22 protein-coding genes and 1 pseudogene are annotated in these 25,854 nt (G+C 41.9%); 8 read left to right on the forward strand and 15 right to left on the reverse strand.

Annotation, left to right across the window (positions count from 1 at the left end):
• Positions 1 to 39 precede the first annotated feature (39 nt).
• A complete protein-coding gene (aspS, locus tag M3I01_RS09990) occupies positions 40 to 1,812 on the reverse strand; it encodes an aspartate--tRNA ligase (protein ID WP_275565058.1) in 1,773 nt (590 codons plus the stop codon).
• 193 nt (positions 1,813 to 2,005) lie between these two features.
• A complete protein-coding gene (locus M3I01_RS09995; RefSeq protein ID WP_255895707.1) occupies positions 2,006 to 2,533 on the reverse strand; it encodes a transcription elongation factor GreAB in 528 nt (175 codons plus the stop codon).
• A gap of 140 nt (positions 2,534 to 2,673) precedes the next feature.
• Here M3I01_RS09995 and M3I01_RS10000 point away from each other — a divergent pair, with 140 nt between their 5' ends.
• Positions 2,674 to 3,096, forward strand: a complete 423-nt coding sequence (locus M3I01_RS10000) for a MarR family winged helix-turn-helix transcriptional regulator (protein ID WP_255895708.1) — start codon at positions 2,674 to 2,676, stop codon at positions 3,094 to 3,096.
• Positions 3,097 to 3,124: 28 nt separating this feature from the next.
• Positions 3,125 to 3,859: a siderophore-interacting protein gene (locus M3I01_RS10005; protein ID WP_255895710.1), complete on the forward strand. Its 735-nt coding sequence runs from the start codon at positions 3,125 to 3,127 to the stop codon at positions 3,857 to 3,859.
• An 81-nt stretch (positions 3,860 to 3,940) separates the two neighbouring features.
• Here the strand turns inward: M3I01_RS10005 and cysN are convergent, their stop codons facing one another.
• From cysN to M3I01_RS10020, 3 genes are all read right to left on the reverse strand, one after another.
• The gene (gene cysN, locus M3I01_RS10010; protein WP_255895711.1) at positions 3,941 to 5,554 is read right to left on the reverse strand and encodes a sulfate adenylyltransferase subunit CysN; all 1,614 of its coding nucleotides are present in this window, start codon (positions 5,552 to 5,554) and stop codon (positions 3,941 to 3,943) included.
• A 14-nt stretch (positions 5,555 to 5,568) separates the two neighbouring features.
• A complete protein-coding gene (gene cysD, locus M3I01_RS10015; RefSeq protein WP_255895713.1) occupies positions 5,569 to 6,474 on the reverse strand; it encodes a sulfate adenylyltransferase subunit CysD in 906 nt (301 codons plus the stop codon).
• 218 nt (positions 6,475 to 6,692) lie between these two features.
• Positions 6,693 to 7,613 (reverse strand): hypothetical protein, encoded by a 921-nt coding sequence (locus M3I01_RS10020; protein ID WP_255895714.1) that lies wholly within the window; start codon positions 7,611 to 7,613, stop codon positions 6,693 to 6,695.
• Positions 7,614 to 7,770: 157 nt separating this feature from the next.
• Here M3I01_RS10020 and M3I01_RS10025 point away from each other — a divergent pair, with 157 nt between their 5' ends.
• Positions 7,771 to 8,355 (forward strand): superoxide dismutase, encoded by a 585-nt coding sequence (locus M3I01_RS10025; RefSeq protein WP_255895716.1) that lies wholly within the window; start codon positions 7,771 to 7,773, stop codon positions 8,353 to 8,355.
• A gap of 93 nt (positions 8,356 to 8,448) precedes the next feature.
• Here the strand turns inward: M3I01_RS10025 and M3I01_RS10030 are convergent, their stop codons facing one another.
• Together M3I01_RS10030 and M3I01_RS10035 are read right to left on the reverse strand one after the other, a co-directional pair.
• The gene (locus tag M3I01_RS10030; RefSeq protein WP_255895718.1) at positions 8,449 to 8,892 is read right to left on the reverse strand and encodes a tellurite resistance TerB family protein; all 444 of its coding nucleotides are present in this window, start codon (positions 8,890 to 8,892) and stop codon (positions 8,449 to 8,451) included.
• Positions 8,877 to 9,356 carry a DUF6942 family protein gene (locus M3I01_RS10035; RefSeq protein WP_275565059.1) on the reverse strand — a complete coding sequence of 160 codons (480 nt, stop codon included), beginning with the start codon at positions 9,354 to 9,356 and terminating at the stop codon, positions 8,877 to 8,879. Before M3I01_RS10035 ends, M3I01_RS10030 begins: the two co-directional genes overlap by 16 nt.
• A 228-nt stretch (positions 9,357 to 9,584) precedes the next feature.
• On the opposite strand from M3I01_RS10035, the gene M3I01_RS10040 reads away from it, so the two are divergent.
• From M3I01_RS10040 to M3I01_RS10055, 4 genes are all read left to right on the forward strand, one after another.
• Complete coding sequence (locus tag M3I01_RS10040; protein ID WP_255895721.1) at positions 9,585 to 9,983, forward strand: YeeE/YedE family protein; 399 nt, start codon at positions 9,585 to 9,587, stop codon at positions 9,981 to 9,983.
• 10 nt (positions 9,984 to 9,993) lie between these two features.
• Positions 9,994 to 10,413 (forward strand): DUF6691 family protein, encoded by a 420-nt coding sequence (locus M3I01_RS10045; protein ID WP_255895722.1) that lies wholly within the window; start codon positions 9,994 to 9,996, stop codon positions 10,411 to 10,413.
• A 263-nt stretch (positions 10,414 to 10,676) separates the two neighbouring features.
• A complete protein-coding gene (locus tag M3I01_RS10050) occupies positions 10,677 to 11,843 on the forward strand; it encodes a type III PLP-dependent enzyme (RefSeq protein WP_275565060.1) in 1,167 nt (388 codons plus the stop codon).
• Positions 11,844 to 11,961: 118 nt separating this feature from the next.
• Positions 11,962 to 12,804, forward strand: a complete 843-nt coding sequence (locus M3I01_RS10055) for an MOSC domain-containing protein (RefSeq protein WP_255895725.1) — start codon at positions 11,962 to 11,964, stop codon at positions 12,802 to 12,804.
• 72 nt (positions 12,805 to 12,876) lie between these two features.
• Here the strand turns inward: M3I01_RS10055 and M3I01_RS10060 are convergent, their stop codons facing one another.
• Complete coding sequence (locus M3I01_RS10060) at positions 12,877 to 14,463, reverse strand: ABC-F family ATPase (RefSeq protein ID WP_275565061.1); 1,587 nt, start codon at positions 14,461 to 14,463, stop codon at positions 12,877 to 12,879.
• 305 nt (positions 14,464 to 14,768) lie between these two features.
• Between M3I01_RS10060 and M3I01_RS10065 the strand changes: the two genes are divergently transcribed.
• Complete coding sequence (locus M3I01_RS10065) at positions 14,769 to 15,263, forward strand: cyclic nucleotide-binding domain-containing protein (RefSeq protein ID WP_255895726.1); 495 nt, start codon at positions 14,769 to 14,771, stop codon at positions 15,261 to 15,263.
• A 54-nt stretch (positions 15,264 to 15,317) separates the two neighbouring features.
• Here M3I01_RS10065 and M3I01_RS10070 read toward each other — a convergent pair.
• The 7 genes and pseudogenes from M3I01_RS10070 to M3I01_RS10100 form a co-directional block, all read right to left on the reverse strand.
• Positions 15,318 to 15,675 (reverse strand): annotated as a pseudogene (locus M3I01_RS10070) (RidA family protein).
• A gap of 91 nt (positions 15,676 to 15,766) precedes the next feature.
• A complete protein-coding gene (gene cobO / locus M3I01_RS10075) occupies positions 15,767 to 16,375 on the reverse strand; it encodes a cob(I)yrinic acid a,c-diamide adenosyltransferase (RefSeq protein WP_255895727.1) in 609 nt (202 codons plus the stop codon).
• Positions 16,376 to 16,461: 86 nt separating this feature from the next.
• On the reverse strand, positions 16,462 to 20,196 hold the full coding sequence (gene metH / locus M3I01_RS10080; protein ID WP_255895728.1) for a methionine synthase: 3,735 nt from the start codon (positions 20,194 to 20,196) through the stop codon (positions 16,462 to 16,464).
• A 164-nt stretch (positions 20,197 to 20,360) separates the two neighbouring features.
• Positions 20,361 to 21,926 carry a coiled-coil domain-containing protein gene (locus M3I01_RS10085; RefSeq protein ID WP_255895729.1) on the reverse strand — a complete coding sequence of 522 codons (1,566 nt, stop codon included), beginning with the start codon at positions 21,924 to 21,926 and terminating at the stop codon, positions 20,361 to 20,363.
• A 177-nt stretch (positions 21,927 to 22,103) separates the two neighbouring features.
• Positions 22,104 to 24,737 carry an aminopeptidase N gene (pepN, locus tag M3I01_RS10090; RefSeq protein WP_275565062.1) on the reverse strand — a complete coding sequence of 878 codons (2,634 nt, stop codon included), beginning with the start codon at positions 24,735 to 24,737 and terminating at the stop codon, positions 22,104 to 22,106.
• 10 nt (positions 24,738 to 24,747) lie between these two features.
• Entirely contained in the window at positions 24,748 to 25,572 is an 825-nt protein-coding gene (locus M3I01_RS10095) for a DUF2797 domain-containing protein (protein WP_255895731.1), read from the reverse strand.
• On the reverse strand, positions 25,572 to 25,853 hold the full coding sequence (locus M3I01_RS10100) for a YeaC family protein (protein WP_255895732.1): 282 nt from the start codon (positions 25,851 to 25,853) through the stop codon (positions 25,572 to 25,574). The genes M3I01_RS10095 and M3I01_RS10100 overlap by 1 nt, the downstream gene beginning before the upstream one ends.
• Between the last annotated feature and the right edge of the window lies 1 nt (position 25,854).

The following is a 25,854-nucleotide window of genomic DNA, read 5'->3' on the forward strand; positions in this document are numbered from 1 at the left end:
ACATAACTTACTGTTTTAAAATAAGTTTAAACGCTAGCTTTATGATTCAACCACTGGTTTTCTAACACGAATGCTTAATTCTTTAAGTTGTTTTTCGCTCACCTCACCTGGTGCTTGAGTTAACAAGCACGTTGCGCTTTGCGTTTTTGGAAAAGCAATTACGTCACGGATAGAGCTAGAACCTGTCATCAACATAACCAGACGATCAAGGCCGAATGCTAAACCGCCATGTGGTGGCGCACCAAACTTCAATGCATCCAACAAGAAACCAAACTTCTCTTGTTGTTCTTCTTTGCTGATATTCAATAATTCAAACACTGTTTCTTGCATTGAAGACTGGTGAATACGGATCGAACCGCCACCTAATTCAGTCCCATTCAACACCATGTCATATGCCTGAGAAAGAGCAGTCAAAGGATTGGCCTTCAAATCTTCTGGTGAGCATGAAGGTGCGGTGAACGGATGGTGAATGGCTGTAATGCCACCGTCAGACGTCTCTTCAAACATGGGGAAATCAACCACCCAAAGAGGTGCCCATTTGCATGTGTAAAGATTCATATCTTCACCAAGTTTGCAACGTAGTGCACCAAGAGCTTCATTAACCACTTTTTCAGAATCGGAGCCGAAGAAAATCAAATCGCCGTCTTGAGCATCAAGGCGAGTAAGCAATTCTTCACGAACTGCAACCGGCAGAAATTTCACAATCGGAGATTGCAAACCCTCTTCTAGGTTGGACTTGTCGTTTACTTTGATATAAGCCAGGCCTTTCGCACCGTAGATGCCGACAAACTTAGTGTATTCATCAATTTGTTTACGAGTTAATGCATTACCACCAGGTACTTTAAGCGCTGCTACACGACCCTTAGGGTCTGTTGCTGGGCCAGAAAAAACTTTAAAGTCTACATCGGCCATCAAGTCGGACACAGTCACAATTGTCAATGGAATACGCAAATCAGGCTTGTCGCTACCGTAGGTCTCCATTGCTTCAGAATAAGGCATGCGAGGGAAAGCACCCAAATCAACATCCATCAATTCCTTAAACAAACCAACAATCATGTCTTCTGTCATGCCCATGATTTGCTCTTCAGACATGAAAGACGTTTCGATATCTACTTGCGTGAATTCAGGTTGACGATCTGCACGCAAATCTTCATCACGGAAACATTTAGCAATTTGATAGTAACGGTCAAACCCGGAAACCATCAACAACTGTTTGAACAACTGAGGTGATTGAGGTAAGGCAAAAAAGCTGCCTTGTTGAGTACGGCTCGGTACCAAATAATCACGAGCGCCTTCTGGTGTTGCACGCGTCAAAATAGGCGTTTCGATATCTAAAAAGCCATTGTCATCTAGGTAGCGACGTAATACAGACGTTACCTTTGAACGGAAGCGCATTTTAGCTTGCACTTCTGGACGGCGTAAATCGATAAAACGATGCTTTAAACGAACATCTTCTCCAACTGACTGGTGTTCATCAAGTTGAAAAGGCGGTGTTTGTGCGGCATTCAAAATTTCAAGGTCAGTACCAAGTACTTCAATCTCACCAGTGCGCATGTTTGCATTGGTTGTGCCTTCAGGGCGAGCGCGAACAAGGCCTTTCATTTTAACGACAAATTCGTTACGAACACTGTCTGCAATGGCAAAGCTTTCAGCACGATCTGGATCAAATACAACCTGAGTGATACCTTCACGATCTCGAATGTCTAGGAAAATTACGCCACCGTGGTCACGACGACGATGAACCCAACCGCATAAGGTAATTTCTTGTGAAATGTTTGAAGCGTTTAACTCGCCGCAATAATGGCTGCGCATAATTTCTTTCCTATTACTGTCTCGGTAAGAGAGCTGTGTGTTCTTGGAGTATTTTCTGCCGGTCAGTATATAAAATATTACTGGAAGTTGAGCACCAGACAGAAGAACCGAATATTTTAAGGCAAAGCATTATATGCGAACAAAGACGGACTCTCTAGGGTCTAAGTCAAATTTGTCCGCTACAAGCTAGGGTTTATTGTATAGAGGTTATTTCATAAACCACTTGATGACCGTTTTTAGTTAGACACACTTCGTCGTCCAGCATCTTCCCTATCAACGCCTTTCCCACTGGACTGGAGGCGGTCACTGAAAAAATGGATTTTTCACTCACCTCAACGCTAAGCCCTCCAGCACAAGGCGAAATAAAAAAGTATTTCTTTTCAGAAAGTGTCGAGTTCAATGGCTCCAGCTCAACAAGCGTCCACAAAGTGACAGGACTATCAATGCAGTGTAAGTGATGAGTTTTCTTACTAAATAAAAGCCAATCTTGCTCGCATTCAATGACGCGTTGAGATTGCCCGTGAGCCAAATAAGAGGCTTCCAAGCCAAATGTATCATATTTATTCTCAGCAACACTTTCATCCCCAGTCGCCGCTTGATGAGCTTGTTTTGCAGCAAGCTCTGCTGTCTTAAATCGATTTAAAAGCGCTTCGGTTATTGCATCATGAATTTCTTTTTTATTCATACTGTGCCGATCTGATTGGATTAAAACGGCAGCCATTTTAACTACCTGCGCGCTAATATAAAGAGAAGTGAGTCAAAATAAGCAAAAAAATAGGTTTTGAAGTTACATTTTTTTTGCAGTTGACAATATCAACAGAGATTATTAAAGTGATACTCATTCTCAATTGAGGGGTACTTATGAGTGACAACATTAGCGAAGTACTCCATAAGCTTATTTTGACATACAGAAGCTCAATCAAACAGGCTGCAAGTCAGTCTGGAATTGATTTGCCAATTACGCATATTCGGTCACTGAAGTGTATTAAGAAAATACCTGATTGTAGAGCGACAGACATATCGCATCGTTTACGTTTGGACAAATCTCAAGTTGCTAGAATTATCAAAGAATTGCTTAGTGAAGGCTGTATAGAAAAAAAACCACACCCACGTAATCACCGTAGCCAGACGCTTCTACTTACACGACCGGGCGAGGAAATAATGAATGCCATTCATAAAATCGACCAAAAGATGAAAAGCAAAATGTTATTAGGCCTTACTGATGAGCAAGTGCAAGGCTTTACCGTTATTGCCGACATTATGATCAATAATCTAAGTGATTAATTTTTTTAAAAAGAATTAAGGACAAACAATGAGCAGACCACAACCTAAAGAATTTATTGTTATCAGAAAAGAGCTTGTAACACCGCATATGCTTCGCCTAACGCTGGGTGGAGAAAATGTAAAGGCATTGCCAGAAGATCAAGAAAGTAGTTATGTAAAATTGATTTTTCCTAATGGCGATGAAAGACCATTAATGCGAACGTACACAATTCGCCACCACCGAGCCGATGAAATCGACATTGACTTCATGCTTCATGAAGATGGCGGCCCTGCTTCAACATGGGCGAAAGCCACACAGGCTGGTGACACCATTGTAATTGGTGGCCCAGGCCCTAAAAAACTAATTAATCTATCAGCCGATTGGCAACTTTTAGTTGGCGACATGACCGCATTGCCTGCCATCAGCGTTAATTTAGGTGAGCTACCAGATACCGCTAAAGGCTACGCCGTGATAGAAGTGGTTTCTGAAGAAGATATACAAGAATTAAAGCACCCTGAAAATATAGAAATAAAATGGGTCATAAACCCTCGTCCAGGAGTAGATTCGAATACTCTGCTAAGCGCAGTAAAGTCTCTTAACTGGCTTAATGGGAGCACTTCTGTTTGGACTGCCTGTGAGTTTAATAGCATGAAAGCGTTACGTGATTTCTTTAAAAAAGAAAAAAACATCAGCAAAGAAAATCTCTATATTTCCAGTTACTGGAAGCTTGGCATTAACGAAGATGAGCATAAAATTGAAAAGCGTAACGATGCTGAAGAATAAGCAGTAAACCGATAGAATTTAAAGCAAAAAAAACCAGCCTCACGAGCTGGTTTTTTTATGCTATAGAACATTGAACCTATATTATAAGCGAACGCTTTCGATAATCAGATCAACCACATCATCAAGCACTGTTTCAACAATTTCAGAGTCAGCAATAGACGCATCGGACACTAAAATTGTAACGCCTGTTTGACGAAGTAATTTGGCTTCTTGATCTGTTGCATCCGCTTTCACCAACACCACAATACCTTGACGCAATAACATTCTTTCTAGTGCATCGGCTTTCACCAAAACATCAGAAGATAATGCGATGACGGCTGGCTTTTGGCCAAGACGCGCAGCACGGTCTTCTGCACTGACTATTGAGTCACTGTCTAGCTCAGCAACTGCTTCTTCTACCATGCCCGCACCAACGGTGACATTGGTCAATCGATCGATAATGACTAGTGCACCAGTTAAACGACTGTTTTGATATTCATCAAACGCAACAGGTGCATCAAATTGAATAACACAATCACCAATACCGTTTAATTCAAGGGAATCGATATCACTCTGTTCAAGGGTATTTACACCAATGCGATAATTGAAATAATGTACTTTACCTGGAACTGTTTGAGTACCAAGCTTGAAATCATACAACTTGCCCGGAACCAATGGTTGGTCTGCCATCCAAACAACGGAAGCTCGAAGTGTTGAGGCAATCAGCGGCTCTTGATCAGGGTGTGAAAGCATATCACCACGGCTGATATCGATTTCATCTTCTAGTGTAATAGTAACCGCTTGACCGGCTTTAGCAGATTCAAGATTGCCATCATAAGTCACTATTTTAGCAACTTTTGATTTCTTACCAGAAGGCAAGGCGATGATTTCATCACCTGGCTTAACAATACCAGCAGCAATCGTTCCAGAGAAACCACGGAAATCTAGGTTCGGACGGTTAACGTACTGAATAGGAAGCCGGAATGAATCTCTTTTTACATCACGATTAATCTGAACAGTTTCCAGGATCGCCATCAAAGGTAAGCCTGTGTACCAAGGCATACTTTCAGAAACGTTAACGACGTTATCCCCGTGTAAAGCAGACAAAGGAACAAACTGGATGTCTTGTGGTTTACGATCACCAAGCTGATCTGCAAAAGCAAGATAATCGGTTTGAATCTCACTGTATTTTTGCTCAGAAAAATCAACCAAATCCATTTTATTTATTGCCACCACCACATGCTTGATGCCAAGTAACGCCGCTATATAAGAATGACGACGCGTTTGTGTCTGCACGCCGTAGCGGGCATCAATCAAAATAATCGCAAGGTCACAGGTAGAGGCGCCGGTTGCCATGTTACGTGTGTATTGTTCATGTCCTGGGGTATCGGCAATGATGAACTTACGTTTTTCAGTGGAGAAATAACGGTAAGCCACATCAATAGTAATGCCCTGCTCTCGCTCAGCTTGAAGGCCATCTACAAGCAGAGCCAAATCAATTTCTTCGCCTTGTGTGCCAGATTTTTTACTGTCACGCTTGACTGCATCTAAATGATCTTCATAGATCAACTTTGAGTCATGTAACAAACGACCAATTAGTGTGCTTTTACCATCGTCTACGTTGCCACAAGTAAGGAGACGTAGTAGATCTTTTTCTTCATGTTGCTTCAGATAGCCGAGGATGTCTTGGCTGATCAATTCTGATTGATGAGACATTATTTACTCCAAACTTAGAAATAGCCCTGTTTCTTTTTCTCTTCCATTGATCCTGAAGAATCATGGTCAATCATTCGCCCTTGGCGCTCCGAGCTTGTTGTGAGCAGCATTTCTTGAATAATTTCAGGCAAAGACGCAGCGTCAGACTCGACTGCTCCCGTTAGCGGGTAACAACCAAGAGTACGGAAGCGAACCGACTTCATTTCAGGGACTTCGCCGTTTAGTGGCATGCGCTCATCATCAACCATGATTAACGTGCCATCACGCTCAACAACAGGACGCTTTGCAGAGAAGTAAAGAGGAACGATTGGGATGCTTTCTAAGTAAATATATTGCCAAATATCTAATTCAGTCCAGTTTGATAATGGGAAAACACGAATGCTTTCTCCCTTATTCACTTTACCATTATAGATATTCCATAGCTCAGGACGCTGATTTTTAGGATCCCAGCGGTGTTGCTTATCACGGAAAGAGTATACACGCTCTTTGGCACGAGATTTTTCTTCGTCACGACGAGCACCACCAAATGCAGCATCAAAACCATACTTATCTAATGCCTGCTTTAAACCCTGGGTTTTCATTACATCAGTATGTTTTGAACTGCCATGAGTAAATGGACCAATGCCTTGATCAATCCCTTCTTGGTTTTGATGGACAATAAGCTCTAAACCCAGCTTGGCAACTAACTCGTCACGAAAGCTAATCATCTCTTTAAACTTCCAGCCAGTATCCACATGCATAAGCGGAAAAGGCGGTTTTCCAGGAAAAAAGGCTTTCATAGCAAGATGCAGCATAACCGCTGAGTCTTTACCAATTGAATAAAGCATTACTGGATTGTCAAATTCGGCAGCGACTTCACGAATGATGTGAATACTTTCCGCTTCTAACTGTTTTAAGTGAGTTAATCTTGCCTCTGTCATAATTTCCCATCTCTGTTGTAAGGCTTCAGCATTTTCATAAACTATAGCATGCCTTTAAGTTATAAAAACCACACTCTTTAGACTTTAGTTGCATATGTATATTTAAAAAAGCGACATAACGAGTGTCTGTATAGAAAAGCAAAAGACAGGATAAGCGCTATTCTTTATTAGATATAAAAAAGACCGAATCAATCGGCCTTTTTTTAGTTACAACATCGTTATTGCGAGTTAAATTGTTGCTCTAACATTAGTTGATTTATTTGCTTACGTAGGCGAATTATTTCACCGTTTACTTGCATTCTAAATTCATCACTAGAATTAATAGCGTCTTGATGTTTTGCTAATGTTTGTTGGATAGTAGATACATCAGAAGAATTTGTGTCTACCGTTTGCTTTTCAAGTGCCTTTATCTTTTCCTGAAGTGCCGATAAGTCCTGTGAAATCTGCTCTAGGCTCAAGGTCTGTGCTTCATTTTGGCCTTTTTGAACGGCTAACAACTTCTCAGACGATTGCAGTTGCTTTGTATGGCTTTCTTGCTTAGTACTAATCGCCTTTACCGTTTCATCGATCAATGCAACCGCAGGAACAAGCTTATTATAGCCCGCTTCAATCTCATTAAAGGTTTCAGCTTGAATGGCTATGCGTTTAGATTGAGTGGACATGGTATTGCGCATTGAAGAAAGCTTTTTTTCCAACTCATCTATAGAGGTATTGTTGCTAGCAATGGATTTTTTGTTTGTATCGTAGGCAACGCCCCAAAGTTTGCGGATCTCGCTTTCGTGATTTTTAAGCGTTTCTTCTAAAGTCACACCTTGTTCATTGGCAGACACATCAGCAGCAAGCAATTGATGGTCTAAATTTTGAATCTCACTTTTTGCTCCGTAAAGTTCGTTACGAAGCTGCATGTTTTGTTGCCATAGCCAATAGCCAGCTCCAGCGGATGCCGACAGTATTAATAAAAGCAAAACATAGATACCAGCTAAGTTTGTTCTTTTATGGACAACGCTCGGTGCATGAGCAGGTCTTGCTGGTGAAGGGTTTGGTCGACCTTTTGGTATTGCTGCATTAGGCCTTCTATCGCTGACTTCATCTTGATCCAGAGTCAGGCTTGGGATCTCAACATCATCGTCTCTTCGCATGGAAATCTTATATAGTCGCTATTAACAAAAGTTATGGAAAATCGTTCTAGAACAATCCTAAAGAATATTATCTTACGTTGTTCAGTGCTACTATATAACCACCATTAACTGCTTGATAACAAGCATTTTTCGTTAATTAAAAGCAAGGAGAATTGAAATGTCTTTTGAATTACCCGCTCTTCCTTATGCTAAAGACGCACTAGAGCCTCACATGTCTGTTGAAACGCTTGAATATCATCATGGCAAGCACCACAACACGTACATTGTTAAATTAAATGGCTTGGTTCCTGGATCTGAATACGAAAATAAAACGCTTGAAGAGATCATTACATCTGCTCCTGCTGGCCCTGTTTTCAATAACGCAGCTCAAATCTGGAACCATACGTTCTTTTGGAATAGCTTAAGCCCTAATGGCGGCGGCGAACCAACTGGCGCGCTAGCAGACGCCATTAATGCAAAATGGGGCTCTTTCGCAGAATTCCAAACCGCATTTAATGATAAAGCGGTTAACAACTTCGGCTCTAGCTGGACTTGGTTAGTTAAGAACCCAGACGGTTCAGTAGAGATCGTAAACACAAGTAATGCTGGGACGCCAATGACAAATGGCCAAACTGCCGTTATTACAGTGGATCTTTGGGAACACGCTTACTACATTGATTACCGCAATGTTCGTCCTGATTACCTTAAAGGTTTCTGGGCGCTAGCTAACTGGGAGTTCGCGGCAGCAAACTTCGCAGGCTAAGTCTATTTTCTATAAAATTAGACAATAGAGTCAGACCAGTCATAAAAAACGCGGCTTTTGCCGCGTTTTTTATTTAAAAATAACTTTAATTCACTATTGAGTGTTTAGATCATTCTGCACAAAGAGTTTTGCTTGGATAAATTCGGAATGTGGCATAAGCAACAATTCACTGATTCTTCTTATACGATGATCTTCATGCGCATCAATACTACCGTCTGCCAATGCTACACGCCATAGACCCTTTAACAGCAATGTTTTCTGCTCTAAGGTGGCAACATCATTAATGACTTTAGTAAATTGATATAGATCATTCGCTTGGTCCACACCGAATCGTGCCTCGGCGTAAAGAGCGTCTATATCGTCGCCTAAATCGCTGATCTCTCGAAGGAATAACTTAACTTCTCCCTCTTCTTTTTCATCTACTTCATGGTCTGCCAGCATAACTTCCATAAGCAGAGCCGCAACCGCTTTTTGGTAGGATATTTCTTCACCCTGCTCTACTGGGATAGTGAATAGGCTTTTTAAAGCGTTAAGCATTTTTTCTCCAAAATATACTCACGAAGAGTTTCTATTAAAATATTAGGGAATTGACGATAATCTAAATACGGACACCATATATACGGATATGACACATAAGCAAGATGTTTTACACCTACTTCCTGCGCTGATTTTGATACAGGAAGCTGATCTCGAAACGTATTTCCAACCACAAACAGAACACCTTTGTAGTCATTCAGTTGATCTATTGAGAATGCTATTCCAACTTGATTGAATACATTCACATCACGACACTCTCGCCAAGCCGGATAATTTTGCACTATGAGTTTTGCGATTATCGTCAATATTTTACGCCAGCGATTTCCATTAAGTTCAATCAGCACCGCACTGTCTGGCTTGGCCAAAAAAAAATGGTCCACATCATCAGGTAAAATAGGCTTATTTGGCAGGAGAAAAACATATTGAGCGTCACATGCTGAGGCGCCTAGCCATAAATCATTCATTTAAATCTCCATTGCGCAGTAGAAAGAATACCTTGTGAACGATGGGTTATCAGCCTTTCATTCAGTAAAGACTGTGCAAGCAGGCGTAACATTAATGTTATTACACTTCATTAATCCCCTCTACACTGATGAATTGATAACGCTACAAGTTTGTTTTTGGAAATTACATTAGACAATGCTTATTAATATAAATTAGAATGATCTAATATTATTAAAAGGAACTTCACCATGGACACTATCTTTAATCCCCTCGTCGGCGGCCTATTAATAGGTGCAACGGCAACACTCTATCTTCTTTGCCTAGGAAAAGTTATTGGCATCAGTGGTATTTTGTCACAACTTCTCTTCAATAAAGAGCGATTCTTACCTTTTCTATTTATTGCCGGTCTCATTATTGGCGGCAGCGTCTATGGCATATTGACAGAGCAAACCGTCGCTTTTCCTGAAAGCAGAAGCCCACTACTGTTGATTATTTCTGGTTTGCTAGTTGGATATGGCACGAGGCTTGGCGGTGGATGTACCAGTGGTCATGGTGTCTGTGGTATTTCTCGATTATCTCCGCGCTCTATTACGGCAACTCTCATCTTCATGTTGACTGCCATCATTACTGTTTCTGTCTTATATTAGGAGAATGATTATGTATGCTATTGTCACGCTCGTTTCCGGCTTACTATTTGGATTAGGTTTAGCATTCTCCGAAATGACAAATCCCGCTGTTGTTATCGGCTTTCTAGATGTTTTTGGTGATTGGAATCCTTCTCTTCTTATTGTAATGGCAAGTGCTATTGTCGTTGGTATGATTGGCTACACTATAAAAAACAAACGCTTAAAACCGCTGCTGGGCGGATACTGGCAAGTTCCTAACTTGCGCCATATCGATTCAAAATTGGTTGTAGGTTCCGTGTTATTTGGGATAGGTTGGGGATTAAGTGGTTACTGTCCAGGTCCTGGCCTTACCGCGTTGATTAACAATCCAAGCGAAGGCTTTTATTTTGTGTCAGCCCTAATGTTAGGCAGTGGATTACATTTTATTCAGACACGAATAACAAATAAATAGTGTAAAAAAAGGATTTCAAAAAGAGACTTTTTGCAGTCTCTTTTTTTTTCATTAAACTTTAAAAAAACACTTGACGCAGCGCTCTCTTGGTTTTAAATTGCGCCCGCGTCATTGCTGAACATAATCCGCACCGCTTCAACTGCTGCGCTAGTCGCTTAAGGCCATTAAGGCCGGATAAGTAACAGCCACAAGTAGGACGGGAGAAGGTAAAGGCGTTTACTTATAATCGGTTTATGTTTGTACCTTTAAGGAGCTCTTAGCTTATGTCTATTGACGTTAATTCTTTCTACACACCAGAGCGTTTCGCTCGTTTCAAAGCCTTTGCAGAAGACAAAGAAACCCCTTTTGTTGTTATCGATACCGATATCATCGACGAAGCCTATACTGAGTTAACAAAAGGCTTTCCTGTTGCTGATATATTCTATGCAATTAAAGCCAACCCGGCACCAGAAATACTAACGCTCCTTCGTGATCGTGGTTCAAATTTTGATGTGGCGTCACGTTACGAATTGGATAAATTGCTTGCCATTGGCGACGTTTCTCCTGATCGTGTGAGTTATGGCAACACGATTAAAAAAGCAAAAGATGTTCGTTATTTCTATGAAAAAGGCGTCCGTATGTTCGCGACTGATTCTGAAGCAGATTTACGCAACATTGCGAAAGCAGCGCCAGGTTCACGAGTTTATGTACGCATTCTGACGGAAGGAACGGTTACGGCAGATTGGCCTCTTTCTCGTAAATTCGGCTGCCGTCCAGACATGGCGATGGATTTGCTTGTATTAGCAAAAGAGCTTGGTCTTATTCCTTATGGAATTTCGTTTCACGTGGGTTCGCAACAGCGTGATATCGGAGCATGGGATGCTGCAATCGCCAGTGTCAAAGTGATTTTTGAACGCCTTAAAGAAGAAGACGATATTACGCTTCAAATGATCAACATGGGCGGTGGCTTCCCTGCTAACTACATTACACGTACGAATGAACTTTCTACGTACGCTGAAGAAATCACACGCTTTTTAGAAGAGGACTTTGGTACAGATCTACCTCGTGTCATTCTTGAGCCAGGTCGCTCTTTGATTTCTAATGCCGGGGTTCTGGTCAGTGAAGTTGTGTTGATTTCACGTAAATCTCATACCGCTTTAAACCGTTGGGTTTACACGGATGTTGGTAAATTCTCTGGCCTAATTGAAACATTAGACGAGTCAATCAAATACCCGATCCATGTCGACAAAGGCGGCGAGTTAGAAGAGGTAATTATTGCTGGCCCAACGTGTGATAGTGCCGACATTATGTATGAAAACTATAAATATGGTTTGCCATTAAACTTGGCTATTGGTGATCGTATGTACTGGTTATCTACTGGCGCTTACACGACAACATACAGCGCGGTAGAGTTTAACGGCTTCCCGCCTTTGGCCTCCTATTACTTGTAGTTTCTTCGCGTTTTAAATAAAAATCAGAAAGCCTCGGATATAATATTCTGAGGCTTTTTTATTGGAATGTATGTCTTACTGAGCAATAATGAAACCTCATATTAAAGAGGATTTTTTCATGTCGTACTCCCTTAGTGAGCTTGTGATCTACCCTATAAAATCTATTAAAGGTATATCATTAGAAGTTAGCCAAGTTGACAAAGTAGGTCTTTGGGGTGATCGACGGTATATGTTAGTAAAGTCTGACGGCGAATGCCTAACGGCTCGAACACACCCTACATTAATATTGGTTGTGGCTGAGGCCGCTGAAAGTGGTGTATGGCAACTTTCTCACTCAGGCATGTCAAGTAACCTTATTTTGGATCCTGCTACGTTCTCAGACAAATATGAAGAGGTTGTTGTTTGGGAGAATACAGTAAACGGACAGCGTGTTTTGGAAGAGGCGGATGCCTGGTTTAGTAAAATATTGGGAGAAACCGTTAAATTAATCTATTTTGGTGATAAATCAGAACGCTATACCAACCGTAGACCAGAGATGCCTGTTGCCTTTGCCGATGGCTACCCATTCTTGCTGACCACACAAGCCTCTTTACTCGAGTTAAATCGAACCTGCCCTGAACACATTGAAATGGCGCAGTTTCGCCCTAATCTTGTTGTTAAAGGAAATAAGCCATTCGAAGAAGACAGTTGGAAGCGAATCAAAATTGGTGAGGTAGAATTCGAGAACGTGAAGCCTTGCATTCGCTGCATTTTTACGACATTAAACCCAACGACAGCTGAGCGCCTTCCAAAGGGTGAACCCTTAAAAACCTTAGGTAAATTTCGCCTTCTAGACAATAAAGGCATTACTTTTGGCATTAATATGATTGCGTTGAACACCGGAAGAATACACCTTGATGACAAAGTTGAGGTACTTGAATACCAAAAACCTGATGGTTATCTCGATAGACGAAAAAAATAACCATTGTTTACGAACACAAAAAAAGGAAGACTAATAAGTCTTCCTTTTTTATAACAGAACAAAGGCGTTGGCTTAAGATTCTTGCTTAGCCAGATATTCGTCGTATGTTCCGTGAAAATCAACAATGCCTTCACTTGTTACTTCAACAATGCGAGTTGCCAAAGAAGAAACAAATTCACGGTCATGGCTGACGAAAATCAATGTTCCCGGATAGTTATCAAGCGCTAAGTTTAAAGACTCTATTGATTCCATGTCCATGTGGTTTGTTGGTTCATCCATCAGCAAAACGTTTGGTTTTTGAAGCATTATCTTGCCAAACAACATGCGGCCTTGCTCACCACCAGACAGTACTTTAACCGACTTTTTGATATCATTTTGAGAGAATAGTAAGCGACCCAAGGTACCACGAATAATTTGTTCGTCGTCGCCCTCTTGGCCCCATTGAGCCATCCATTCGATCAGATCAACATCGTCTTCAAAATCAAGGTGATGGTCTTGAGCATAGTAGCCTAGGTTGGCATTTTCAGACCACTTTACAGTACCTTTGGTTAACTCAGTATCCCCTACTAAACATTTAAGCAGTGTGGTTTTACCAATACCGTTTGGACCGATAACCGCAATACGCTCACCTACTTCCACCATCATATTTAGGCCGCTAAATAACGGCTCATCATAGGATTTTGCAACATTTTCAATTTGAACCGCCATACGGTGCAATTTTTTCTCTTGCTCGAAGCGAATGAATGGGTTTTGACGGCTAGACGGTTTTACATCTTCAAGCTGGATTTTATCAATTTGTTTGGCACGAGATGTGGCTTGTTTAGATTTTGATGCGTTAGCAGAAAATCGGCTTACAAACGATTTAAGTTCGTTAATTTGTGCTTTTTTCTTAGCGTTATCAGACAATAAGCGCTCGCGAGCTTGAGTTGACGCCGTCATGTACTCATCATAATTCCCAGAGAATAAACGTAATTCACCGTAATCCAAATCCGCCATGTTAGTACACACCGAATTAAGGAAGTGACGGTCATGGGAAATGATGATCATAGTGCAATTACGGTCGACTAATACGCCTTCTAACCAACGAATAGTATTGATATCCAAGTTGTTGGTAGGCTCATCGAGAAGTAATATTTCTGGGTCTGAAAACAGCGCCTGCGCAAGCAAAACTCGCAATTTCAAACCTGGCGCTACTTCGCTCATTAATCCGTAATGTTGTTCTGTTGCAATTCCGACACCGAGCAAAAGTTCGCCCGCACGAGCGTCAGCTGTGTAGCCATCCATTTCTGCAAACTCTGCTTCCAGATCACCGGCGCGCAGACCGTCAGCTTCGGTCATTTCTGGATTAGCGTAAATTGCATCTTTTTCAGCTTTAATCGCCCAAAGTTCAGTATGCCCCATGATGACTGTATCAATAACGGAATACTCTTCGTAAGCGAATTGGTCTTGTTTCAATTTACCAAGGCGCTCGTTTGGATCTTTAGAAACATTCCCAGAGCTTGGCTCTAAGTCGCCGCCTAGGATTTTCATAAAGGTAGATTTACCACACCCATTTGCGCCAATAAGACCATAGCGCTTGCCTTCTCCAAACTTAACAGAGACATTTTCAAAAAGAGGTTTTGCACCAAATTGCATGGTGATGTTGGCCGTCGTTAACAAAGTATTCTTCCGTTTATCATGAGGTAAGTTGTTATGCTCTTACTAGTGGGTTAAACCCTCAGAGCAAAGATGATGTTACGTATTATCGCACAGATTGTTTCGACTCTTTAGTGGGGAAAGTACTTATTACATAAAAAAATGTGAACTTACTGTTACATAGTGGTTCATAAGCGTTACCAGAGAATACAAAACGCTGCTACTACTCTTATTAAAACGGGACTAAAACTAATATAAGAAGCTTGGCTATTTAGAAATGTGGTTTATAGCCGATGACATATAAGAGACCCACAGCGACGGAGACGAAAATGAAAACCGTCTTAGCAAAAAACACACAGTACGACATATCTTCTTCACATTTGAAAGAAGGCTCTATTTTTGGCGCCTTGTCAGATTCTTCCATCACGTTTTTATTGGAATATGGCGTGTTACATCAAGCCAGTAAAGGGGATGAAATATTTGCCTACGGCAGTAAAGGTACGAGTTTCCATACTGTACTTTATGGAACGCTGGACTTTTATAAACAACACGGCGAGAAAAAGACACGCACCCGTACCATTCAGTTTGGGGAAGCTATTGGCTTTGTCTCCATGATAGCCCTGCATGAGCGCGTTGGTAACCTATACGCCTTAGAAGACTGCTTGCTACTTGAAATTTCAAGTCAATTATTCAGTGACTTTCATGACAAATACCCTTTTGATTTTGGCATATTACTAATGAATTTATCGAGAGATATGGCCAGAACAATTCGGGTATTAAGTAATTCATTGGTTGAAAATGATGTAGTGGTTAAAGAAGACTAGTATGGTGAGAGAAGAGTAAGTTGACAAGAAAGTGCCAACTTACTTGGCAGTGTATTACTTTGGCGCTGCGACAACCGAGATTTCGACCAATAACTCTGGTCTTGCCATTTTCGCTTCAATACAAGCAAGCGCGAGCTGGTGCACAACCTTCAGGGATCCAAGCATCCCAAACAGCATTCATTGCAGCAAAGTCTTTCATGTCACGAATGTAGATAGTTGCAGACAGGATATTGGCTTTATCTGATGCAGCTTGATCTAACAAAGTATCTACTTTATCCAGCATTGTTTGAGTTTGTTCTGTAATGCCAGCATTGGCATCTGCGCCAACTTGACCACAAAGGTAAATCGTTTCGTTATGTTTAACGATACGACTCATACGCTGCCCTACTTCCATGCGTTCAATGGTAGCCATAAAAACCTCTATTAGATTAAAAATAAGAACAATGTTTTATATCGTATTTATTTATAAAAACCAACAACATAAATGATATAACGCTAAAGAATTAGAACTCTAACCCTTTCTGAGCCTTAATGCCTCGTTTAAAAGCATGCTTAATTTCTTTGATTTCACTCACTGTATCTGCCAATTCAATCAGTGGATCAGATGCCCCTCGACCAGTCACAACAAGATGTTGATTATCAGGACGCTGCATTAAAGCCTTAAGTACATCATCTTCATTCAAATATTCGTAATGCAGCAAATAGGTTAATTCATCAAGAACAACTAGGTCAATGCTTGGATCTGCAAGCATAATCTCTGCTTTTTTCCATGCCTGCATTGAAGAAATAATATCTGATTCACGATTCTGCGTTTCCCAAGTAAATCCAGCCGGCATAATTTCCCACTGGACATTTTCTTGTTGTTTGAAAAAATCGATCTCCCCTGTATTCCATTCACCTTTTAAGAATTGCACTACACCGACCTTCATCCCATGACCCAAAGCTCGTGCCACCATACCCAATGCGGAGCTCGATTTCCCTTTGCCATTTCCCGTCAGAAGCACAAATGTACCTTTATCTTCTTGTGCTTTTGCAATGCGTTTATCGACATGCAACTTGATAGCTTGCATACGCTGTTTATGCTGATCTGGGTCTTTGATGGTTTTTGCCATGAAAATTTCCTTAATGAATAGTACGAGTCCCCTTCGAGGCAAGAGTAACCAGTCCGTATAAGATACGTACGGACTGGTTTAAAAAATCAGACTCTGTCGTCTTCTGGATCGTAACCAAGATTTGGTGCCAACCAGCGCTCCACATCATCTTTGCTCATTCCTTTACGCTCAGCATAACTGTCTACTTGATCAGGACCAATTTTACCAACACCAAAATACGTTGCATCAGGGTGAGCAAAGTACCAGCCACTAACGGCTGCAGTGGGTAGCATGGCAAAGCTTTCAGTAATGTTCATATCAATGTTGTTCTTAACATCTAAAAGCGTCCACAATTTTGCTTTTTCGGTGTGATCCGGACAAGCAGGATAGCCAGGAGCAGGACGAATTCCTTGGTATTTTTCTTTGATTAACTGCTCATTAGTCAGGTCTTCTGTCGCAGCATACCCCCAAATTTCTTTACGGACCTTTTCATGTAAATACTCCGCGGTTGCTTCAGCCAAACGATCTGCCACCGCTTTAATCATGATGGCGTTATAATCGTCATAATCCGCTTCATATTTCGCAACAAGAGGGTCAATGCCAAAGCCAGCTGCACAAGCGAATGCTCCCATATAATCCGGAATGCCACTGTCTTTTGGTGCGACGAAGTCAGCCAAGCTATGATTATATTTCCCTGGTGCCGTGAGTTCATTTTGGATGCGTAGGAATGATAGTTTTTCAATAACGTCAGTACGAGACTCATCCGCATAAATCTCGATGTCATCGTCGTTCACTTGGTGTGCAGGAAACACACCCACAACCGCTCGTGCTTGCAAACATTTTGTTGCAATTACTTCATCAAGCATTTCCAGTGCATCGGCAAAAACACGGGTGGCTTCAACCCCAACAACTTCGTCAGTAAGAATGCGAGGGTAAGCTCCGGCCAACTCCCATGTTTGGAAAAACGGCGTCCAATCAATGTATTTTTTGACAACATCGAAATCGATATCTTTTTCAGTGAGCACAGTCAATCCGACTTTTTTAGGTGTCACAACAGCCTTAGAAAACTCGATTGGCGCTTTGTTTAAACGCGCCTTACTTAAAGAAACGCGACGGCCAGCCTTGACTCGATCTTTATAACGGATACGCGTTTTTTCATAATCTGCTTTTATCTCATCTACAAATTTCTGACGACGTTCCTTGTCTTTGCTTAGTAGCGCACTTGCCACACCAACACTACGAGATGCATTGGTCACATGAACGACTTGATTACGTTTGTAATTTTGTTCAATTTTGACAGCGGTATGTGCTTTCGACGTGGTTGCACCGCCTATCATAACGGGCAATTCAAAACCTTGACGCTCCATTTCTTTAGCCACATGAACCATCTCATCAAGAGAAGGCGTAATCAGGCCAGACAACCCGATCATGTCCGCGCCTACTTCTTTTGCTGTACGCAAAATTTTCTCAGCCGGTACCATAACGCCCAAGTCGATGACTTCAAAGTTATTACACTGCAACACAACCCCAACAATGTTTTTACCGATGTCGTGAACATCGCCTTTCACCGTTGCCATGACTATTTTGCCATTGCTCGATGACCCTGTGTCCATGTTGCGTGCTTTTTCTTCTTCGATATACGGCATCAAAAATGCCACTGCTTTTTTCATTACGCGAGCAGATTTTACGACTTGAGGTAAGAACATTTTACCTGCGCCAAACAAATCACCAACAACACTCATACCGTCCATTAAAGGCCCTTCGATGACTTCCAAAGGTCGATCAAAGGCTAGACGAGCCTCTTCTGTATCTTCATCAATAAAGTCGGTAATACCCTTTACAAGAGCATGACTTAAGCGCTCTGAGACCGGCAAGCTACGCCATTCTTGTGTTTCTTTTTCTGCTACTTCACCTGTTCCTGCGAACTCTCCCGCTATAGCAAGTAAGTTGTCGGTAGCGTCTGGTGTGCGGTTAAGTACAGCGTCTTCAACGGCATTTCTAAGTTTAATTGGAATGTCTTCATACAAGGCCAATTGGCCTGCATTCACTATGCCCATTGTCATACCTTGCTGGATGGCATGATAAAGAAACACGGTGTGAATGGCTTCACGTACAGGATTGTTTCCACGAAATGAAAAAGACACATTCGACACGCCACCAGACACTTTGGCGTAAGGCAATTCCCGAGTAATGTCGCCGGTAGCCTCGATAAAATCTAATGCATAGCGATTGTGCTCTTCAATGCCTGTGGCAATCGCAAAAATATTTGGGTCAAAAATAATGTCTTCTGGTGGAAAACCAACTTCGTCTACCAAAATATGATAGGAGCGACGACAAATATCTATTTTACGAGCACGCGTATCTGCCTGACCATCACTATCAAACGCCATGACGATAACCGCCGCACCGTATTTCATTAGCTTACGAGCTTGTTCTTTAAAGTTTTCTTCGCCTTCCTTCATGCTGATGGAGTTCACAACGCCTTTACCTTGAACCCACTTTAATCCCGCTTCCAGAATTTCCCACTTTGACGAGTCCAACATGATTGGTACGCGAGAGATATCAGGCTCCGACGCGATCAGCTTTAGGAAGCGCTCCATAGCCGCCTGAGAGTCCAACATGCCTTCATCCATGTTGATGTCGATGATCTGTGCACCGTTTTCAACTTGCTGACGAGCTACGCTCAATGCCGTGTCAAAATCGCCCTCTTTAATAAGACGTTTAAACATGGCAGAACCCGTCACATTGGTTCGTTCACCAACGTTTACAAACAAATTACTGCCATCGATGTTAAAAGGTTCTAAACCAGACAGTCGACACGCTTTTTCAATAGTGGGAATAACACGTGGTATGGCATCTGCAAAAGCGGTTGCAAACGTTTCGATATGACTTGGTGCCGTACCACAACAACCGCCAATAATGTTTAAGAAACCGGCGTCTATCCAACCTTGAATTTCTTCAAGCATCTCATCAGGTGATTCGTCGTATTCACCAAAAGCATTTGGCAAGCCAGCATTGGGGTGAGCTGACACATGGGTGTCAGCAATGCGAGACAGCTCTTCTATATATTGGCGTAACTCTTTTGGTCCTAGTGCGCAGTTCAAACCGACAGAAATAGGTTTAGCATGCGAAATAGAATTCCAAAACGCTTCAGTCGTTTGCCCTGAAAGCGTTCGGCCTGAGGCATCGGTAATGGTGCCAGAAATCATGATGGGATAACGCACACCATTTTTTTCGAAATAGTCCAATACAGCATAAATCGCGGCTTTGGCGTTCAAGGTATCAAATATAGTTTCAATCAGAATAAGATCAACACCACCCTTGATCAATCCATCGACCGCTGTTGTATATGCCTCAACCAGCTCATCGAAATGTACATTACGAAAGCCTGGATCATTTACATCCGGTGAAATAGTGCAAGTACGGCTGGTTGGCCCAACAGCCCCCGCTACAAAACGAGGTTTGTTTGGATCCTTGCGAGTGAACTCATCTGCGGCTTCACGTGCCAAACGAGCCGATTCAAAATTAAGCTCGTAGCTAAGCGATTCCATACCGTAATCCAGCATGGAAATATAGTTGGCGTTAAAGGTGTTGGTTTCAATAATGTCCGCGCCAGCGGCAAGATAAGCAGAATAAATGTCTTTAATGATTTTAGGTTGAGTCAGGGACAATAGGTCATTATTGCCTTTTACGTCACTGCTCCAATCATCAAAACGATCGCCACGGTAATCCTGCTCTTCTAATTTATACGCTTGGATCATGGTGCCCATGGCGCCATCAAGGATCAATACATTTTCAGCTAATCGTTTCTCAATAATAGAATACGAATCGGACTTTACCACTCTCACCACCTCAAAAAAGAATATGCAGGGGTACTATACCGAAAAGCGATTGTTTTGACGTTGAAAAATAGTAATGAGGAGTTGAATGATTCGAGGGAAAGGCAGTGCGGAACCAACAGTTCCGCACTTATTCGCTTATTCATAGAGTCTAAGTATTTATAGCGTTACAGCGTATTTTTCGACTTATTAAGACGACCGATAAGAAAACCACCCAACAAGCCCAGTAAAATTGCGCCAACCCAATAACCATATTTTTCAAACAAGTTGGTATTGATCAAGGATAAGGTTTCATTTCCACGGTAAACCTGTCTTTGGATAGATTGGTCTTCGAAATTAATTTGCTGACTGACAAATAAGCTGAGTTGCGCTACAGGCTTTTCATTTAAACCCGATACCCGCCAACGCCACTGCAAACGTCCATCTTGAACCACTGCCGTTGCAAGCCGATCACTAATAATATTGATATCACTGTCTGTTACTAGTTCAGCTTGATACGTTTGACCTGAGAGGGAGGGCTGAACGTCAGCCGACACTAAAATTTCAAAATTATTATGCAGTGCCATTTCATTAGGAAGCTGCCACGTCACATTCTGAAGTGTTGAGCTCAACTGCAACTGGAAAGACGCGATCGCGGCCGCTAACGAAATGTCGTTGTTTTCTTTCGATTCTAACATCTGTTTCGTGCTGCCCAGCCGAGCAGACAGTGCACTCAGTTCAGCTTGGCTCGCCGCAAGCTCTGCTCCAGCGGCGTTAAGTTGAGACGATAATGCCGCATTGTCTTGCTGAGCTTGAGCCAGTTTATCGTCAAGCTCTTTCCAGCGGGCTTCATAGTCAGCACCTTCATCAAGCGCCGACTCTAGTTTTAAAACATCACTTTGATATTCTTCAATGATTGTTTTTTGCTCTGCAACCTGCTTCTGTAGGTTTGCTAAGTCCATTCGAATTTGCGTATTTTCACGAGTGTAATCAAAAACGGGACGGGGATCGGATAGTGAGCTTGAATCCAAAGGTTCGGGTGATGTATTTGTTTGATTTGAATTATCACGTAAGGAGCGAATTTCATCCCACAAAACTTGGTGTTGAGCTCTTGCATCAGATAATGCGCCACCTAATATCAAGTTTTCTTTTTTTAGCATGGAGAGTTGTTTTTGATTCGCTTTATTATCGGCTTCTAAATTGGCGTATTTATTCTGTAACTCGGTATTCTCACTCAATAGAGTAAGGTAACTTTGTTTGAAGCCATCTTGTGATGTAGGCATAGATTCTAAACTAGAAACCTGCTGTTTTAATGAGGTGTTTTCATTTTCGAGTTGGTTAATACGACGAGTCAGTAAATCATTATCCAGTTTTAATGCCGCATAACGTGATTCTAGCGTTTCTCGCGATTTTTTCTGCTCTTCTAATGCGGCTAACGATTCAGCGTTGGACGAAGATTTTTGTAAATCAGCTATCGCCCTGTCCTTCTCATTAAGAGACAAATTAAGTAACGAGAGCTGTCTTTCATTGTCAGAAAGTTGCCGCTGGAGAGACTCTATAAGCACTTTCTTTGAGGCCAATTCCTTATCTAACTCGCTATTACTGGCACTAACAACAGGGCTTTGAGGTGATGTATCGGTATTACTAACTTCTGGCACAATCACAGACGATGTCTGTTGGCTGGAGGATGTGCTGCAAGCAGACATCATTAGGCCCAAAGTAATAGGAATTAAAATCTTCGAACGGACTTTCATTTTTCGCTCCTTAATAAACTCAAGGTCGACAATAGGTTATCTCTCTTATGCCAGATTTGAGTATGGAATGCAAAGAACCAGTCAAGATCTTCTCACGAACGATTATTATAGAATCACAAAAAAAGCCCTCTAGGAAAAGTTCTTAGAGGGCCTTAGGCGTATTAAGTACGGGATTATTTAAGCAAGACTTTTAGAGACGACCTCATAAACATCTTTAGATAATTCTTCCGACAGAATACGCTCCAGTTCCGTTTTCATTTTTACACTTAATTCCGGCTGTAGTTTTTTCCATCGCGTTAGAGGTGTGCAAAGTCTGGATGCAATTTGCGGATTTCTCTTATTTAATAAAATAATTTGATCGGCCAAAAAGCGATAACCACTTCCATCCTCTTTATGGAAGCCAGACATGCTTTGACCAAACCCGCCTAATACAGAGCGTACTTTATTAGGGTTTTTTAAATCAAAAGCAGGATGCTCCATTAGCCCTTTCACTGTTGTCAGCGCTGCATCGTGTTCTTGACTCGCGGTCAGCATTAACCATTTATTGACAACTAAAGGCTCATCTTTCCATTGCTCATAAAAAGCAGCTAATAACTCGGCCGCCTTTTCATGCTGTGAATTCACGGCGATGGACAGCGCGGAAAACTGATCGGTCATGTTATTAGCCGACTGAAATTGCTCTAAAACAATTCGATGAGCAGTCTCATCTTTTGTTTCAACCCAGTAAGATAAGGCCGTGTTTTTCAGCGATCGATGTGCGATGTCTTCCGCTGTCGCCTGGTACTCACCTAAAATACTGTGCTCTCGATAAACGCGCTCAAAGTCTTCGGCCAACGTATTTGCTAGCTGAGCTTTTAAATATTGGCGCGCTTGTTTAATTGCCGCAGGATAAATAGGATTTGCCAATTCTGAAAGATACGCTTGGCTTGGCAAAGCCAGCACTAACGCCACCATCGCAGGATCTAAACTTACATCACTTAATAATGCTTTAAATCCATGCGCTAGCTGAGAATTCACCGATAAAGTTTCACCGTCAATCGCTTGCTTGATCAGCGTATTTAACTCATTAACGGCCAATTGTTGCGCTGCACTCCAACGATTGAAACCATCAGAATCAGCCGACATCAATAGCAATAAGTTTGCTGGAGTATAGTCATATCGAAGTTTGACGGGAGCTGAAAAACCTCGTAATAAAGACGGTACAGGACGCGCTTTCAGTCCGGTAAATTCAAACACTTGTTCGTTAGAAATTAAATGTAAAACATGATCTTCAGAATTCACATTATCGACTGTTGCTGATAACGCGCTCCCTAACTCATCTAATAAACCAACACGTATAGGAATATGCAATGGTAGCTTGGTTGGTTGGCCCGGCGTTGCTGGTGTATCTTGCTTCATTGTCAAACGATAAGTGCCAGTTTCTGCATCAAACGTATCCGTCACCGTCACAATCGGTGTACCCGCTTGAGAATACCAGCGCTTGAATTGAGTAAGGTCAACACCAGAAGCATCTTGCATCGCGGCAACAAAGTCATCGCAGGTCACGGCTTGCCCATCATGACGGTTAAAGTACAGGTCAGATCCAGCGCGGAATTTTTCTTTTCCTAACAAAGTATGGATCATACGTACTATTTCAGCGCCCTTTTCATACACCGTTAGCGTATAAAAATTTGAAATTTCGATAAACGAAGCTGGGCGTACCGGATGCGCCATAGGGCCTGCATCTTCAGCAAACTGCGCGGTTTTAAGGAAGGAAACATCTTCCACCCTTTTGACGGTTTCTGAATGCATATCGGCTGAGAAAGTTTGATCACGGAAAACGGTAAAACCTTCTTTCAAACTTAACTGAAACCAATCTCGGCAAGTAACACGATTACCAGACCAGTTATGGAAATATTCATGAGCGACAATCGCTTCTACACGAAGGTAACTATCGTCTGTTGTTGTTTCTGGGCTCGCTAACAAACAAGAAGAGTTAAATATGTTTAACCCTTTGTTCTCCATCGCACCCATATTGAAATCATCGACCGCAACGATCATAAAAATATCTAAATCGTACTCACGTCCATAGGCCTCTTCATCCCAACGCATAGAACGCTTAAGCGCTTCCATAGCGTAATCCACTTTGTCGATATTATGGGTCTCAGTGAAAATTTGTAGTTTTACCTCACGTTTACTTTGTGTTGTAAATACATCGTTTTTTACTGCAAGATCACCAGCGACTAAAGCAAAAAGATAAGCGGGTTTAGGGAAAGGGTCATGCCATACAACAAGCGTTTTTCCGTCGTCTGTCTTTCTACGCTCAACTTCATTGCCGTTAGATAATAAAACAGGATAACGTGATTCGTCTGCAATAATGGTGGTCGTGAATACAGACATCACATCTGGACGATCTAAGTAGTAAGTAATGTGACGAAAACCTTCCGCTTCACATTGAGTACAAAACATAGAAGATGAGCGGTATAACCCTTCAAGACGGGTATTATTTTGTGGTTCAAGTAAGGTCTCACAGGTTAAGACAAACTTATCTGCGGTGGCCGTAATAATCAGTTTGCCTTCGCTGATTCTGTATTCTTCAGGTGGCAATGAATAATCGTCCATGGCAACACCGATCAACCTCACGTCTTCACCACCGTCTAGAACGAGTGGTGCTGTCGATTTTCCAAACGTAGGATTACGTCGCATGTGCAACCGTGACGTCACGATTGTCGTCGCTTCATCTAAATCAAATGTCAGTTCGGTTTTATCAATGAGAAAAGGAGGAACTTTATAGTCTTTTAAAAAAATCGCTGAAGGTTGACTCTCTTTCATGTGGTCTCTCCTAAAATGTCAATGTCGCTTGATAGCCTGTGTACTTACGAATATTGATCACGCCGGTATCGAGTATCCAATATTGGCCTTTTATTCCCATCAAAGTGCCTTCAATACGTGGCGTTTTTTCTGCGTTAATACTGGTGACTTTGGTGGGGTATTCTAAAACGGGGTAAATAAATTCGTGGGTTTCATTTTCGTCCGATAAGTCGGTAATGGATTGCAGCCCGAACTCACGCTGAAGGGAATCAAGACCTTCATATAACTGACCAATTAAACGCTCCTGTTCAAACTCAAGATTCATTTCGAGAGAAATGCCCTTGAGCATATTACGCCAATTTGTTTTGTCAGCCACTTCCGATTTGAATAAGGTTTCAACCAAACCAGACATTCTTCGATTTTGAACTCGAAATAAGGCTCGTGCTTGCGTGGCTCCTTGATCTATCCATCTGGTTGGCAATTGATCGCCGCGAGTAATACCAACTTTTAAGGCTGAAGAATTGGCCAAATAAACATAATGACTTTGCATGCAGTATTGCTCTGCCCATTCAGGTTCACGGCAGGTCCCTAAATGGAAATGGCATTTTTCTGGGCTCATGATACAAACATCACAAGCCGCTAATTTTCTAAAACAGTTAAAGCAAAAGCCCTGACTGAAGGATTTTTTAGTGATCTTCCCACAATGGGTACAATGAATGGTGCCATCAATATGTAACGATATTTTTTTGGAGAGAAGTTCGTTAACTGTAACGCGTTCACCGCCCAAATCTAGATAATAGTAAACTTGACCGTCACGCACTTCCGTCGACATCTTTTTAAGGTTACCTTGCAACATCAAGCCTGCCCCTCAGGACCATCACCTACCCACTTAATGGTGTCGTGCTCGTCGTTTAGCTTTTTAGCATTACTGCCTTTGTGGCCTTTAGTCTCAATGTAGCCTACTCGATCTTTTTCCTCTTTATTGCTGTAATCGTAGGTAATAATGGCTTGTAGACACAGATCTGTTTGATCTGGCGTTAAACGCGCGCCATTAGGCCATTTCCCGAGTTCAACCGCCTGCTTTAATTTCACGTACACTTCTGGTGACATGTTGTCGATCATTTCTTTAAAGTTCATT

Origin of the sequence: Marinomonas maritima (assembly GCF_024435075.2) — a bacterium.
Classification (GTDB): Bacteria; Pseudomonadota; Gammaproteobacteria; order Pseudomonadales; family Marinomonadaceae; genus Marinomonas; species Marinomonas maritima.

Excerpts from the sequence above, each read along its gene's own strand:
- aspS (WP_275565058.1), bottom strand. The coding sequence starts at position 1,812 with ATGCGCAGCCATTATTGCGGCGAGTTAAACGCTTCAAACATTTCACAA.
- M3I01_RS09995 (WP_255895707.1), bottom strand. The coding sequence starts at position 2,533 with ATGGCTGCCGTTTTAATCCAATCAGATCGGCACAGTATGAATAAAAAA.
- M3I01_RS10000 (WP_255895708.1), top strand. The coding sequence starts at position 2,674 with ATGAGTGACAACATTAGCGAAGTACTCCATAAGCTTATTTTGACATAC.
- M3I01_RS10005 (WP_255895710.1), top strand. The coding sequence starts at position 3,125 with ATGAGCAGACCACAACCTAAAGAATTTATTGTTATCAGAAAAGAGCTT.
- cysN (WP_255895711.1), bottom strand. The coding sequence starts at position 5,554 with ATGTCTCATCAATCAGAATTGATCAGCCAAGACATCCTCGGCTATCTG.
- cysD (WP_255895713.1), bottom strand. The coding sequence starts at position 6,474 with ATGACAGAGGCAAGATTAACTCACTTAAAACAGTTAGAAGCGGAAAGT.
- M3I01_RS10020 (WP_255895714.1), bottom strand. The coding sequence starts at position 7,613 with ATGCGAAGAGACGATGATGTTGAGATCCCAAGCCTGACTCTGGATCAA.
- M3I01_RS10025 (WP_255895716.1), top strand. The coding sequence starts at position 7,771 with ATGTCTTTTGAATTACCCGCTCTTCCTTATGCTAAAGACGCACTAGAG.
- M3I01_RS10030 (WP_255895718.1), bottom strand. The coding sequence starts at position 8,892 with ATGCTTAACGCTTTAAAAAGCCTATTCACTATCCCAGTAGAGCAGGGT.
- M3I01_RS10035 (WP_275565059.1), bottom strand. The coding sequence starts at position 9,356 with ATGAATGATTTATGGCTAGGCGCCTCAGCATGTGACGCTCAATATGTT.
- M3I01_RS10040 (WP_255895721.1), top strand. The coding sequence starts at position 9,585 with ATGGACACTATCTTTAATCCCCTCGTCGGCGGCCTATTAATAGGTGCA.
- M3I01_RS10045 (WP_255895722.1), top strand. The coding sequence starts at position 9,994 with ATGTATGCTATTGTCACGCTCGTTTCCGGCTTACTATTTGGATTAGGT.
- M3I01_RS10050 (WP_275565060.1), top strand. The coding sequence starts at position 10,677 with ATGTCTATTGACGTTAATTCTTTCTACACACCAGAGCGTTTCGCTCGT.
- M3I01_RS10055 (WP_255895725.1), top strand. The coding sequence starts at position 11,962 with ATGTCGTACTCCCTTAGTGAGCTTGTGATCTACCCTATAAAATCTATT.
- M3I01_RS10065 (WP_255895726.1), top strand. The coding sequence starts at position 14,769 with ATGAAAACCGTCTTAGCAAAAAACACACAGTACGACATATCTTCTTCA.
- cobO (WP_255895727.1), bottom strand. The coding sequence starts at position 16,375 with ATGGCAAAAACCATCAAAGACCCAGATCAGCATAAACAGCGTATGCAA.
- M3I01_RS10085 (WP_255895729.1), bottom strand. The coding sequence starts at position 21,926 with ATGAAAGTCCGTTCGAAGATTTTAATTCCTATTACTTTGGGCCTAATG.
- pepN (WP_275565062.1), bottom strand. The coding sequence starts at position 24,737 with ATGAAAGAGAGTCAACCTTCAGCGATTTTTTTAAAAGACTATAAAGTT.
- M3I01_RS10095 (WP_255895731.1), bottom strand. The coding sequence starts at position 25,572 with ATGTTGCAAGGTAACCTTAAAAAGATGTCGACGGAAGTGCGTGACGGT.
- M3I01_RS10100 (WP_255895732.1), bottom strand. The coding sequence starts at position 25,853 with ATGAACTTTAAAGAAATGATCGACAACATGTCACCAGAAGTGTACGTG.